The following is a 14,929-nucleotide window of genomic DNA, read 5'->3' as shown; positions in this document are numbered from 1 at the left end:
AGTTTGATTTTCACGTTAAGATACAACATCTAGTTATCCAGCCTTAAAGCGCCAATTTTTCGCATCACTCCCCGCCAACCCCAGTTATAGCAAGCGATAAGCCAGCGTCAAAAAATTGACTTGCGTTCAATACCAAGCTAAAATTTCACCACTTGTATCACAATCCATCACATTTGTTGGATCTGTGCATCTTTGGATTAACACAGTTAGCTGTTGGGAGCTTATTATGGGATCGATCATTACAACAAAGAAAGGTTTGCTCAAACTGGTAAAAGGGCAAATCGAAGTCGAGGTTAATGGTTCAAATCAACCCGCTAAGGACGGCGAACAACTCCCAAAAGGTGCTGTTCTCCATATCGGTGAAAATGCAACCTACGAAATCACCTTCGATGATGGCACTAAGCTGTCTAACGAAGTTGCACCGAGTATTGCTGCCACTCCCAACGCTGGCGATCAAGCGACCCAAGACGAAATCCAAGCACTACAAGATCTGATCGCCTCTGGTGAAGACCCAACTCAAAATCTACCAGAAACCGCCGCAGGTAATGCTCCAGCAGGCCGTGACGGCAACTCAGGTTATGTCACCCTTGCCCGTGATGGCACTGAAGCCTTGGCAACATCAGGTTACTCAACCTCTTCACAAACACTGACAGCAACGACGACAGCAGCTCCTGAACAAACCGTAGCAACAGATTCTCCTTCTGTATTAGCAAACGACAGTATTACCGTTGATGAAGATACAGTTGCTTTAGGCAATGTGCTCACGAATGATGTAGATGCAGATACAGTATTGAGTGTGGCGGGTTTTAATATTAATGGTACCGACTTCGCCGCAGGCACGATTGTTACCCTTGAAGGCGGCAGCTTTGTACTCAATGCCGATGGCTCTTACACCTTCACACCAAATGAAAATTGGAACGGCCAAGTACCTGTCATCACTTACACTACTAATACAGGTTCAACTGCAACATTAACCATTAGCGTCACTCCTGTTGATGACCCATCGGTATTAGCAAACGATACCAATACTGTCGATGAAGATACGATTGCTACAGGCAATGTGCTCGACAACGACACCGATGTAGATTCAACCTTAAGTGTTGTTAGCTTTACTGTATCAGGCAGCACTTTTGCAGCGGGTACCACTGTCGCTCTAGAAGGTGGCAGCTTAGTACTCAATGCCGATGGCTCTTACAGCTTTACTCCAAATGCTGATTGGAACGGTCAAGTTCCAGTTATCACCTACACCACTAATACAGGTTCAACTGCAACATTAACCATTAACGTCACTCCTGTTGATGACCCATCGGTACTAGCAAACGATACTAATACCGTCGATGAAGATACGGTAGCTACCGGAAATGTCTTAGATAACGATAGCGATATTGATAACACTCTTTCTGTCGTCAGCTACTCAGTTAACGGACAAACCATTGCAGCGGGCACCGCGGTGACTCTCGAAGGTGGTTCATTACTGATTAATGCCGATGGTTCTTACACCTTCACTCCCAATGCAAATTGGAACGGCCAAGTTCCTGTAATCACCTACACCACCAATACTGGTTCAACTGCAACATTAACTATCAATGTCACTCCTGTGGCCGATGGTGGTCCAAGTGTTACTATCACAACAGATACTAACGATGATGGCTTTATCAGTAATGCTGAACTCGGTGGTGCAACCGAAGTTAGTGTGACTATTGGTTTAGGAGGCACTGGTGCAAATGCAGGCGATACTCTGACGGTCAATGGTGTTGACTATGTGTTGACACAACAAGATATCAACAATGGTTTTGTCAATTTAACACTGCCTGCGCCAGCTGAAGGTGAAACCATTACTGTGGTAGCAACCATCACAGATCCTGCGGGTAACACCTCGCCTGAAGGTAGCGATTCAGCCCTACTCGACACAACTGCACCAACAATTACGGTCAGTGCTCCTGATGATACGCAAGACACTACCCCAACAATTACTGGTACTACTGATGCAGCGCCTGGCAGTGTGATCACTATTGTTGTAACAGACAGTAACGGTGTGCAACAAACTCTCACTACAACCGTTAACCCCGATGGTACTTATGCTGTCGATGTAACAGATCCTATCCCTCATGGTGGCTATACCGCAGTAGCGACAGTAACAGATCCTGCTGGCAACACAGGTAAAGCAACGGATAACGGTAATGTCGATGTTAAGATTGACGAGGACGGCGACGGCAACACCGTGGCCATCACCAGCATCACCCAAGACACTGGCAGCTCCAGCACGGACTTTATCACCAACGACAACACCTTAGTGTTCCACGGTACCGTCGATTTGGATGACAACAGCACCTTGGCCGTCACCATCAACGGCGTGGTCTACACCACCGCCAACGGCTTAGTGATTGATGCGCAAGGTAACTGGAGTGTCGACTTAACTGGTACCGTGCTGCCTGACGGCACCTACCCTGTGGTCGCCACCGTCACCGACGTGGCCGGTAACACCACCAGTGCCACCCAAGATGTGGTGATTGATACCAAGATTGATGAGGACGGCGACGGCAACACCGTGGCCATCACCAGCATCACCCAAGACACTGGCAGCTCCAGCACGGACTTTATCACCAACGACAACACCTTAGTGTTCCACGGTACCGTCGATTTGGATGACAACAGCACCTTGGCCGTCACCATCAACGGCGTGGTCTACACCACCGCCAACGGCTTAGTGATTGATGCGCAAGGTAACTGGAGTGTCGACTTAACTGGTACCGTGCTGCCTGACGGCACCTACCCTGTGGTCGCCACCGTCACCGACGTGGCCGGTAACACCACCAGTGCCACCCAAGATGTGGTGATTGATACCAAGATTGATGAGGACGGCGACGGCAACACCGTGGCCATCACCAGCATCACCCAAGACACTGGCAGCTCCAGCACGGACTTTATCACCAACGACAACACCTTAGTGTTCCACGGTACCGTCGATTTGGATGACAACAGCACCTTGGCCGTCACCATCAACGGCGTGGTCTACACCACCGCCAACGGCTTAGTGATTGATGCGCAAGGTAACTGGAGTGTCGACTTAACTGGTACCGTGCTGCCTGACGGCACCTACCCCGTAGTCGCCACCGTCACCGACGTGGCTGGCAACAGCAAAACCGTCACCCAAGATGTGGTGATTGATACCAAGATTGATGAGGATGGCGACGGCAACACCGTGGCCATCACCAGCATCACCCAAGACACTGGCAGCTCCAGCACGGACTTTATCACCAACGACAACACCTTAGTGTTCCACGGTACCGTCGATTTGGATGACAACAGCACCTTAGCCGTCACCATCAACGGCGTGGTCTACACCACCGCCAACGGCTTAGTGATTGATGCGCAAGGTAACTGGAGTGTCGACTTAACTGGTACCGTGCTGCCTGACGGCACCTACCCCGTAGTCGCCACCGTCACCGACGTGGCTGGCAACAGCAAAACCGTCACCCAAGATGTGGTGATTGATACCAAGATTGATGAGGATGGCGACGGCAACACCGTGGCCATCACCAGCATCACCCAAGACACTGGCAGCTCCAGCACGGACTTTATCACCAACGACAACACCTTAGTGTTCCACGGTACCGTCGATTTGGATGACAACAGCACCTTAGCCGTCACCATCAACGGCGTGGTCTACACCACCGCCAACGGCTTAGTGATTGATGCGCAAGGTAACTGGAGTGTCGACTTAACTGGTACCGTGCTGCCTGACGGCACCTACCCCGTAGTCGCCACCGTCACCGACGTGGCCGGCAACAGCACCGTCACCCAAGATGTGGTGATTGATACCAAGATTGATGAGGATGGCGACGGCAACACCGTGGCCATCACCAGCATCACCCAAGACACTGGCAGCTCCAGCACGGACTTTATCACCAACGACAACACCTTAGTGTTCCACGGTACCGTCGATTTGGATGACAACAGCACCTTAGCCGTCACCATCAACGGCGTGGTCTACACCACCGCCAACGGCTTAGTGATTGATGCGCAAGGTAACTGGAGTGTCGACTTAACTGGTACCGTGCTGCCTGACGGCACCTACCCTGTGGTCGCCACCGTCACCGACCGTGGCCGGTAACCACCACCAGTGCCACCCAAAGATGTGGTGATTGATACCAAGATTGATGAGGATGGCGACGGCAACACCGTGGCCATCACCAGCATCACCCAAGACACTGGCAGCTCCAGCACGGACTTTATCACCAACGACAACACCAGTGTTCCACGGTACCGTCGATTTGGATGACAACAGCACCTTAGCCGTCACCATCAACGGCGTGGTCTACACCACCGCCAACGGCTTAGTGATTGATGCGCAAGGTAACTGGAGTGTCGACTTAACTGGTACCGTGCTGCCTGACGGCACCTACCCCGTAGTCGCCACCGTCACCGACGTGGCTGGCAACAGCAAAACCGTCACCCAAAATGTGGTGATTGATACCAAGATTGATGAGGATGGCGACGGCAACACCGTGGCCATCACCAGCATCACCCAAGACACCGGCAGCTCCAGCACGGACTTTATCACCAACGACAACACCTTAGTGTTCCACGGTACCGTCGATTTGGATGACATGACAGCACCTTAGCCGTCACCATCAACGGCGTGGTCTACACCACCGCCAACGGCTTAGTGATTGATGCGCAAGGTAACTGGAGTGTCGACTTAACCGGTACCGTGCTGCCTGACGGCACCTACCCTGTGGTCGCCACCGTCACCGACGTGGCTGGCAACAGCAAAACCGTCACCCAAGATGTGGTGATTGATACCAAGATTGATGAGGATGGCGACGGCAACACCGTGGCCATCACCAGCATCACCCAAGACACTGGCAGCTCCAGCACGGACTTTATCACCAACGACAACACCTTAGTGTTCCACGGTACCGTCGATTTGGATGACAACAGCACCTTAGCCGTCACCATCAACGGCGTGGTCTACACCACCGCCAACGGCTTAGTGATTGATGCGCAAGGTAACTGGAGTGTGGACTTAACTGGTACCGTGCTGCCTGACGGCACCTACCCGTGGTCGCCACCGTCACCGACGTGGCTGGCAACACCACCGTGCCACCCAAGATGTGGTGATTGATACCAAGATTGATGAGGACGGCGACGGCAACACCGTGGCCATCACCAGCATCACCCAAGACACTGGCAGCTCCAGCACGGACTTTATCACCAACGACAACACCTTAGTGTTCCACGGTACCGTCGATTTGGATGACAACAGCACCTTAGCCGTCACCATCAACGGCGTGGTCTACACCACCGCCAACGGCTTAGTGATTGATGCGCAAGGTAACTGGAGTGTCGACTTAACTGGTACCGTGCTGCCTGACGGCACCTACCCTGTGGTCGCCACCGTCACCGACGTGGCCGGTAACACCACCAGTGCCACCCAAGATGTGGTGATTGATACCAAGATTGATGAGGATGGCGACGGCAACACCGTGGCCATCACCAGCATCACCCAAGACACTGGCAGCTCCAGCACGGACTTTATCACCAACGACAACACCTTAGTGTTCCACGGTACCGTCGATTTGGATGACAACAGCACCTTGGCCGTCACCATCAACGGCGTGGTCTACACCACCGCCAACGGCTTAGTGATTGATGCGCAAGGTAACTGGAGTGTCGACTTAACTGGTACCGTGCTGCCTGACGGCACCTACCCTGTGGTCGCCACCGTCACCGACGTGGCCGGTAACACCACCAGTGCCACCCAAGATGTGGTGATTGATACCAAGATTGATGAGGACGGCGACGGCAACACCGTGGCCATCACCAGCATCACCCAAGACACTGGCAGCTCCAGCACGGACTTTATCACCAACGACAACACCTTAGTGTTCCACGGTACCGTCGATTTGGATGACAACAGCACCTTGGCCGTCACCATCAACGGCGTGGTCTACACCACCGCCAACGGCTTAGTGATTGATGCGCAAGGTAACTGGAGTGTCGACTTAACTGGTACCGTGCTGCCTGACGGCACCTACCCTGTGGTCGCCACCGTCACCGACGTGGCCGGTAACACCACCAGTGCCACCCAAGATGTGGTGATTGATACCAAGATTGATGAGGACGGCGACGGCAACACCGTGGCCATCACCAGCATCACCCAAGACACTGGCAGCTCCAGCACGGACTTTATCACCAACGACAACACCTTAGTGTTCCACGGTACCGTCGATTTGGATGACAACAGCACCTTGGCCGTCACCATCAACGGCGTGGTCTACACCACCGCCAACGGCTTAGTGATTGATGCGCAAGGTAACTGGAGTGTCGACTTAACTGGTACCGTGCTGCCTGACGGCACCTACCCTGTGGTCGCCACCGTCACCGACGTGGCCGGTAACACCACCAGTGCCACCCAAGATGTGGTGATTGATACCAAGATTGATGAGGACGGCGACGGCAACACCGTGGCCATCACCAGCATCACCCAAGACACTGGCAGCTCCAGCACGGACTTTATCACCAACGACAACACCTTAGTGTTCCACGGTACCGTCGATTTGGATGACAACAGCACCTTGGCCGTCACCATCAACGGCGTGGTCTACACCACCGCCAACGGCTTAGTGATTGATGCGCAAGGTAACTGGAGTGTCGACTTAACTGGTACCGTGCTGCCTGACGGCACCTACCCTGTGGTCGCCACCGTCACCGACGTGGCCGGTAACACCACCAGTGCCACCCAAGATGTGGTGATTGATACCAAGATTGATGAGGACGGCGACGGCAACACCGTGGCCATCACCAGCATCACCCAAGACACTGGCAGCTCCAGCACGGACTTTATCACCAACGACAACACCTTAGTGTTCCACGGTACCGTCGATTTGGATGACAACAGCACCTTAGCCGTCACCATCAACGGCGTGGTCTACACCACCGCCAACGGCTTAGTGATTGATGCGCAAGGTAACTGGAGTGTCGACTTAACTGGTACCGTGCTGCCTGACGGCACCTACCCTGTAGTCGCCACCGTCACCGACGTGGCCTGGCAACACCAAAACCAGTGCCACCCAAGATGTGGTGATTGATACCAAGATTGATGAGGATGGCGACGGCAACACCGTGGCCATCACCAGCATCACCCAAGACACTGGCAGCTCCAGCACGGACTTTATCACCAACGACAACACCTTAGTGTTCCACGGTACCGTCGATTTGGATGACAACAGCACCTTAGCCGTCACCATCAACGGCGTGGTCTACACCACCGCCAACGGCTTAGTGATTGATGCGCAAGGTAACTGGAGTGTCGACTTAACTGGTACCGTGCTGCCTGACGGCACCTACCCCGTGGTCGCCACCGTCACCGACGTGGCTGGCAACAGCAAAACCGTCACCCAAGATGTGGTGATTGATACCAAGATTGATGAGGATGGCGACGGCAACACCGTGGCCATCACCAGCATCACCCAAGACACTGGCAGCTCCAGCACGGACTTTATCACCAACGACAACACCTTAGTGTTCCACGGTACCGTCGATTTGGATGACAACAGCACCTTAGCCGTCACCATCAACGGCGTGGTCTACACCACCGCCAACGGCTTAGTGATTGATGCGCAAGGTAACTGGAGTGTGGACTTAACTGGTACCGTGCTGCCTGACGGCACCTACCCCGTAGTCGCCACCGTCACCGACGTGGCTGGCAACAGCAAAACCGTCACCCAAGATGTGGTGATTGATACCAAGATTGATGAGGATGGCGACGGCAACACCGTGGCCATCACCAGCATCACCCAAGACACAGGCAGCTCCAGCACGGACTTTATCACCAACGACAACACCTTAGTGTTCCACGGTACCGTCGATTTGGATGACAACAGCACCTTAGCCGTCACCATCAACGGCGTGGTCTACACCACCGCCAACGGCTTAGTGATTGATGCGCAAGGTAACTGGAGTGTGGACTTAACTGGTACTGCGCTGCCTGACGGCACCTACCCCGTAGTCGCCACCGTCACCGACGTGGCTGGCAACAGCAAAACCGTCACCCAAGATGTGGTGATTGATACCAAGATTGATGAGGATGGCGACGGCAACACCGTGGCCATCACCAGCATCACCCAAGACACTGGCAGCTCCAGCACGGACTTTATCACCAACGACAACACCTTAGTGTTCCACGGTACCGTCGATTTGGATGACAACAGCACCTTGGCCGTCACCATCAACGGCGTGGTCTACACCACCGCCAACGGCTTAGTGATTGATGCGCAAGGTAACTGGAGTGTCGACTTAACTGGTACCGTGCTGCCTGACGGCACCTACCCTGTGGTCGCCACCGTCACCGACGTGGCCGGTAACACCACCAGTGCCACCCAAGATGTGGTGATTGATACCAAGATTGATGAGGACGGCGACGGCAACACCGTGGCCATCACCAGCATCACCCAAGACACTGGCAGCTCCAGCACGGACTTTATCACCAACGACAACACCTTAGTGTTCCACGGTACCGTCGATTTGGATGACAACAGCACCTTGGCCGTCACCATCAACGGCGTGGTCTACACCACCGCCAACGGCTTAGTGATTGATGCGCAAGGTAACTGGAGTGTCGACTTAACTGGTACCGTGCTGCCTGACGGCACCTACCCTGTGGTCGCCACCGTCACCGACGTGGCCGGTAACACCACCAGTGCCACCCAAGATGTGGTGATTGATACCAAGATTGATGAGGACGGCGACGGCAACACCGTGGCCATCACCAGCATCACCCAAGACACTGGCAGCTCCAGCACGGACTTTATCACCAACGACAACACCTTAGTGTTCCACGGTACCGTCGATTTGGATGACAACAGCACCTTGGCCGTCACCATCAACGGCGTGGTCTACACCACCGCCAACGGCTTAGTGATTGATGCGCAAGGTAACTGGAGTGTGGACTTAACCTGGTACCGTGCTGCCTGACGGCACCTACCCTGTGGTCGCCACCGTCACCGACGTGGCCGGCAACACCACCAGTGCCACCCAAAATGTGGTGATTGATACCAAGATTGATGAGGATGGCGACGGCAACACCGTGGCCATCACCAGCATCACCCAAGACACTGGCAGCTCCAGCACGGACTTTATCACCAACGACAACACCTTAGTGTTCCACGGTACCGTCGATTTGGATGACAACAGCACCTTAGCCGTCACCATCAACGGCGTGGTCTACACCACCGCCAACGGCTTAGTGATTGATGCGCAAGGTAACTGGAGTGTCGACTTAACTGGTACCGTGCTGCCTGACGGCACCTACCCCGTAGTCGCCACCGTCACCGACGTGGCTGGCAACACAAAACCGTCACCCAAGATGTGGTGATTGATACCAAGATTGATGAGGATGGCGACGGCAACACCGTGGCCATCACCAGCATCACCCAAGACACTGGCAGCTCCAGCACGGACTTTATCACCAACGACAACACCTTAGTGTTCCACGGTACCGTCGATTTGGATGATGACAGCACCTTAGCCGTCACCATCAACGGCGTGGTCTACACCACCGCCAACGGCTTAGTGATTGATGCGCAGGTAACTGGAGTGTCGACTTAACTGGTACCGTGCTGCCTGACGGCACCTACCCCGTAGTCGCCACCGTCACCGACGTGGCTGGCAACAGCAAAACCGTCACCCAAGATGTGGTGATTGATACCAAGATTGATGAGGATGGCGACGGCAACACCGTGGCCATCACCAGCATCACCCAAGACACTGGCAGCTCCAGCACGGACTTTATCACCAACGACAACACCTTAGTGTTCCACGGTACCGTCGATTTGGATGACAACAGCACCTTAGCCGTCACCATCAACGGCGTGGTCTACACCACCGCCAACGGCTTAGTGATTGATGCGCAAGGTAACTGGAGTGTCGACTTAACTGGTACCGTGCTGCCTGACGGCACCTACCCTGTGGTCGCCACCGTCACCGACGTGGCCGGTAACACCACCAGTGCCACCCAAAATGTGGTGATTGATACCAAGATTGATGAGGATGGCGACGGCAACACCGTGGCCATCACCAGCATCACCCAAGACACCGGCAGCTCCAGCACGGACTTTATCACCAACGACAACACCTTAGTGTTCCACGGTACCGTCGATTTGGATGATGACAGCACCTTAGCCGTCACCATCAACGGCGTGGTCTACACCACCGCCAACGGCTTAGTGATTGATGCGCAAGGTAACTGGAGTGTGGACTTAACCGGTACCGTGCTGCCTGACGGCACCTACCCTGTGGTCGCCACCGTCACCGACGTGGCCGGTAACACCACCAGTGCCACCCAAAATGTGGTGATTGATACCAAGATTGATGAGGATGGCGACGGCAACACCGTGGCCATCACCAGCATCACCCAAGACACTGGCAGCTCCAGCACGGACTTTATCACCAACGACAACACCTTAGTGTTCCACGGTACCGTCGATTTGGATGATGACAGCACCTTAGCCGTCACCATCAACGGCGTGGTCTACACCACCGCCAACGGCTTAGTGATTGATGCGCAAGGTAACTGGAGTGTCGACTTAACTGGTACCGTGCTGCCTGACGGCACCTACCCCGTAGTCGCCACCGTCACCGACGTGGCTGGCAACAGCAAAACCGTCACCCAAGATGTGGTGATTGAAACTGCCGCACCAAATGCACCGACCGTATTAATTGTCGATGACGGTAACCCTGGTGATGGTCTGTTAACCGCCGCAGAAATGGGCAACGATGGAGTGCAGCTTACAGTGTCAATCAACGGCACTGATTTTGAAGCGGGTGGCTATGTCACACTCACCATCAACGGTGGCGCAGCGATTGAACTGAGCTTTGCCGACTTCACCGATAATGGCAGTGGTACCCTGACCTTTGGTAACTATACCTATGCTAACGGCGTCATCAGTTGGAGTGAAACCGCACCTGCCGCAGGCCAAAGCATCACAGTTACTGCGACTCAAACTGATCCTGTTGGTAATTTATCAGCTTCAGGCTCTGACTCTGCAACCGTATATCAACCTAACTCTTGCAGTGTGACGGTTAATGAAAGCAGTCTACGCGATAATATTCCTGATACTTTCTCGAATACTATTAACTTTACCGCGGGTAATCAGAACATTACACAATTCCGTTTTAACGCTTCTTCTATCACTGCGGCAACTAACCTTGCTGTAGGTGTCAGTATTGTTTGGGCAATAGCGAATGGTGCGCTGGTCGGTACTGTCGGTGGTGTTGAGGTAATTAAAGTCACCCTTAGTGGAACTCCTGTGACATCAGGACTTGCTGCAGGTACTACGGGTACTGTTACCGTTAATGTTGAGCTATTAGACAACATCAAGCAGGTTAATGGATTAAGTGGCGAGAATCTCAGTTCACTGATCAATGGAATCGTCATTGAAGCTGTAGGTGCCGATAATAGCGTATTGACCGGTAATGTAAGTATTACCATCAATGATGACGTGATCGCTATTGCTCCAAGTACTGGTTCAGGCGTCAATAGCGCTACTGCCGCAGATATTGTTGGCGCCCTCAATATCCTAGGCGCAGATGGTAATGATCATACTGCTATGGATAACTACAGTGTAAGCCTGAGTGCAAACGTGGCTGGTTGGAACGGCACAACGACAACCTTCGCCAACTCAGGCATTACAGCGGGTGGACTCACAGTCTATTACTATGTCGACCCTACTCATCCAAATGTGTTGATCGCCTATACCGATACCAACGGCACGGCTTCTGCTTATACAGGCGCAGAAAATCAGACGTTGATCTTCACCTTAACAACCGACCCAACAACTGATCAATACACTCTCGATATGAATCAGAGTATTGATAAGCTTTCAACAATCCAAATTGCTGGGCTTATTGGAGGAAAAGGTGGTATCGGTGAAGCAGTGTATGTCACTTATGATCCTGACACCCATGGTTATGGTGTTTATAACGATATAACTAAGATTCCAGCAGATGCGGATATCGCCTTCACCCTCACGGCACGTGATGGCAATAATAACGTTGCTCAAGTAAACGGTACTAATAACGGTTTCGGTGTTGCAAACCCATTTGTGGATGGCAATGAAGTATTAATTGTGGATTATTCCGAAGATGCTGCGACCGCAAGCTTTAGCTTCACAGGAGCGGCACAAATCCACTATAAAGCCTATGATGATCAAGGTAACTTGTTACATGAAGGCAATATTACAAGTGGTCAACTCATCCAAAACGTGGGTTCTATCGCTTACATTGAGCTATCTGCACTGAGTGGTACCAGCTTCCAATTCACTGGTACTACTGCACAAACCATTGTGAGTTCAAGCCAAAGCCTCGATCTGAACTTTGTCGTAACTGCCACAGACAGTGATGGAGATAAATCAACTGGTAATCTGAATGTACATTTAGATCCACCAAGTACTACACCGCTTGCGCCTGTAGCACTGACACCTAATACTTTTGCCACCTTGAATGAAGCCGATTTACAAGCAGGAGCACCAGATTCAAGTGTTCAAACACTAAGCTTTAAATCAGGTAGCAACTCGATTGGTAGCTTCCAGTTTGGTGATATTAGCAATATTTCTGTGGTGGGTATCAACGCTCAGATTCATTGGGCACTAAATGACCAAGGCCAATTGGTCGGTACTGTATATGGACGTGAGGCGATTCGCTTAACCCTAGATTGGGATCGTATTAATGCGGGTGAGCAAGGTGATGTCACTGTGACTGCAGAGCTACTAACGAATCTGCCACACAGCGTCAATACCAATAGCCTAACTGTAAATGGTATTCAGGTTATTGCCGTCGATGGCGTAGGTAATACCGCACATTCCAACGTGACTGTCACTGTCGCAGATGATACCAACATCGCCCAAAACGATACGGCTCAACTTGATGTAGTGGTTGATTCCTTTAACTTCTCAGGCATTGTTGCCAACTGGACCAGTACGACTGGAGGCTCCAATGTCAACACATTCGACGGCCCAGACAACGACAGTGGAAAAGACCAACTCCGCTGGGGTTCAACCTATGGTAGTCAGTCAGGTTATGGTTTTGCCGATAATGATGCCGCACTAAATGGCGCATTATCTTTAAACCAAGACATAGTGCTAGGTACATTTACACACTACAACTATTCGATTACTTCAGGTACTTCAATCACTGCAGCGACCATGAAAGTAACGTTTAATGTGACGGATGCTTACGGTGTAGTAACACCAGTTACATTAATGCTGAACTTTAGCCATAATGAAACACCTAATAGCAACGATCCTATGGCATCTCGCGATATCGTTACTGTCGGTCAAACCAGTGTAACCTTCAACTACGAAGGCCAAATGTACACAATGCAAGTTATTGGTTTTAAAGATAGTAATGGTAACATTGTGACATCTATCTACACCAATGAGGATGCTGCAACCAGCTATGAGTTAGTCGTGCGTATGGTGGCTGGAGATGGCTATACCCTGCCGCATACTGATGGCAACGTGCTCACTAATGATGTGGCTGGTGCCGATGGTGCGTTAACAGTCATTGGCGTTGCCAGCGGAGACCACACTGATACAGGTGTTTCAGGTCAAGTTGGCACAACGATAACAGGAACCTACGGTAATCTTATCCTTAATGCTGATGGTACTTACCACTATCAGTTAACGGCGAGTGCGAACACCATTCCAGCAGCAGGTGCAATCGAAACCTTCACCTACACCACCCAAGATGGCGACGGTGATAAAGCAAGCGCCACCTTGAAGATTGATGTCAATCCGATTAATGCCGATGGTATTAATATTGCTGACGCCAATGCTATCTCAACTCAAGGCTCTAGTTTAAATGACACCATCCTTGTCGTTGACGGTGAAAGTGCATCTAATCGAAATCAAAAAATATTAAATGTCACACTCGGAGGATCGCATGGTGGCTTTATCACTAATAGCTCTGGTGATGAAGTAGCTGCGACTTATGGCATCCACAAGAGTTATACCAATAGCAGCGCTCAAGTGGTAAGTGGTGGTGACGGCAATGATCATATTGAAACTGGTAAAGGTGACGATGTTATCTATGCAGGTAAGACTGGTACTGCCAACTATGGCTCAGATGATGACTTAGAATTGTCAGTCAATGACTTACTGACTCACCATATTATGACCGGTACTTTAAGTGGCTCCAATAGCATAGTTGATGGTGATGGTCTGCTATTAGCCAATGACGTTGCCTCTCAAAGAGCAGATGTGGTCAATGGTGGTAGTGGCAACGATCGAATTTATGGTCAGTCTGGCTCAGACATCCTCTACGGACACACTGGGGACGATTACATTGATGGTGGTAGCCACAACGATGCTCTTCGTGGTGGTGCTGGTAACGACACCTTAATTGGTGGCCTAGGTGATGACGTCCTGCGTGGTGATAGCGGTAATGATACCTTCCTGTGGCGTTATGCAGATGCCGACCAAGGTACAGACCACATCATGGACTTTAATGTGAGAGAAGATAAGCTGGATCTTAGCGATCTACTCCAAGGAGAAACCGCTAATACTCTAGAAAGCTATCTGAACTTTAGCTTAGATAACAATGGTTCAACTGTCATTGATATCGATGCAAACAAGGATGGCGTATTCGATCAACATATCGTACTAGATGGGGTTAATCTGTTTAACCAATATAGTGCAACCGACAATGCAGGAGTCATCAATGGGCTATTGGGCACTAATGGTAACGGCCCTCTGATCATCGATACAGCCCCTGTCACACCTGATGCACCACAGGGCGTAACACCATTGACCGATCCACATAACAATAATGGCACTATAATTCCTTAGAAGATCTGTTCATATGGCCTATAGAAATATAGGCCATCATGACCCATACTTCTGATAATCAAATAAAAATCAAAGGATAG

At 51.6% G+C, this 14,929-nt stretch carries 9 protein-coding genes; all 9 read left to right on the top strand.

All coding sequences use genetic code 11. The features are described from left to right. Positions 1-226: 226 nt before the first annotated feature. From K0H60_RS02255 to K0H60_RS02215, 9 genes are read left to right on the top strand one after another with little or no spacing between them, the layout of a single operon-like run. Positions 227-4,114, top strand: a complete 3,888-nt coding sequence (locus K0H60_RS02255; RefSeq protein WP_220057129.1) for a beta strand repeat-containing protein — start codon at positions 227-229, stop codon at positions 4,112-4,114. A gap of 9 nt (positions 4,115-4,123) precedes the next feature. Next, positions 4,124-4,282, top strand: a complete 159-nt coding sequence (locus tag K0H60_RS02250; RefSeq protein WP_220057128.1) for a hypothetical protein — start codon at positions 4,124-4,126, stop codon at positions 4,280-4,282. Beyond that, on the top strand, positions 4,254-4,625 hold the full coding sequence (locus tag K0H60_RS02245) for an Ig-like domain-containing protein (protein ID WP_220057127.1): 372 nt from the start codon (positions 4,254-4,256) through the stop codon (positions 4,623-4,625). Before K0H60_RS02250 ends, K0H60_RS02245 begins: the two co-directional genes overlap by 29 nt. A 17-nt stretch (positions 4,626-4,642) precedes the next feature. Continuing rightward, positions 4,643-5,128: an Ig-like domain-containing protein gene (locus tag K0H60_RS02240; protein WP_220057126.1), complete on the top strand. Its 486-nt coding sequence runs from the start codon at positions 4,643-4,645 to the stop codon at positions 5,126-5,128. Then, positions 5,121-7,094, top strand: coding sequence for a beta strand repeat-containing protein (locus K0H60_RS02235; RefSeq protein WP_220057125.1), 1,974 nt, complete (start codon positions 5,121-5,123; stop codon positions 7,092-7,094). Before K0H60_RS02240 ends, K0H60_RS02235 begins: the two co-directional genes overlap by 8 nt. Continuing rightward, complete coding sequence (locus K0H60_RS02230) at positions 7,087-8,979, top strand: beta strand repeat-containing protein (protein WP_258405784.1); 1,893 nt, start codon at positions 7,087-7,089, stop codon at positions 8,977-8,979. Before K0H60_RS02235 ends, K0H60_RS02230 begins: the two co-directional genes overlap by 8 nt. Then, positions 8,969-9,379, top strand: a complete 411-nt coding sequence (locus K0H60_RS02225) for an Ig-like domain-containing protein (RefSeq protein ID WP_220057123.1) — start codon at positions 8,969-8,971, stop codon at positions 9,377-9,379. Before K0H60_RS02230 ends, K0H60_RS02225 begins: the two co-directional genes overlap by 11 nt. Continuing rightward, on the top strand, positions 9,376-9,612 hold the full coding sequence (locus K0H60_RS02220) for an Ig-like domain-containing protein (RefSeq protein ID WP_220057122.1): 237 nt from the start codon (positions 9,376-9,378) through the stop codon (positions 9,610-9,612). Before K0H60_RS02225 ends, K0H60_RS02220 begins: the two co-directional genes overlap by 4 nt. Positions 9,613-9,620: 8 nt before the next feature. Continuing rightward, a complete protein-coding gene (locus K0H60_RS02215) occupies positions 9,621-14,849 on the top strand; it encodes an Ig-like domain-containing protein (RefSeq protein ID WP_220057121.1) in 5,229 nt (1,742 codons plus the stop codon). Positions 14,850-14,929: the final 80 nt, after the last annotated feature.

The organism is Shewanella mangrovisoli (genome assembly GCF_019457635.1).
GTDB lineage: Bacteria > Pseudomonadota > Gammaproteobacteria > Enterobacterales > Shewanellaceae > Shewanella > Shewanella mangrovisoli.
The sequence above is the reverse complement of the archived record's forward strand: the minus strand, read 5'-3'. Positions and strand labels throughout refer to the sequence as shown.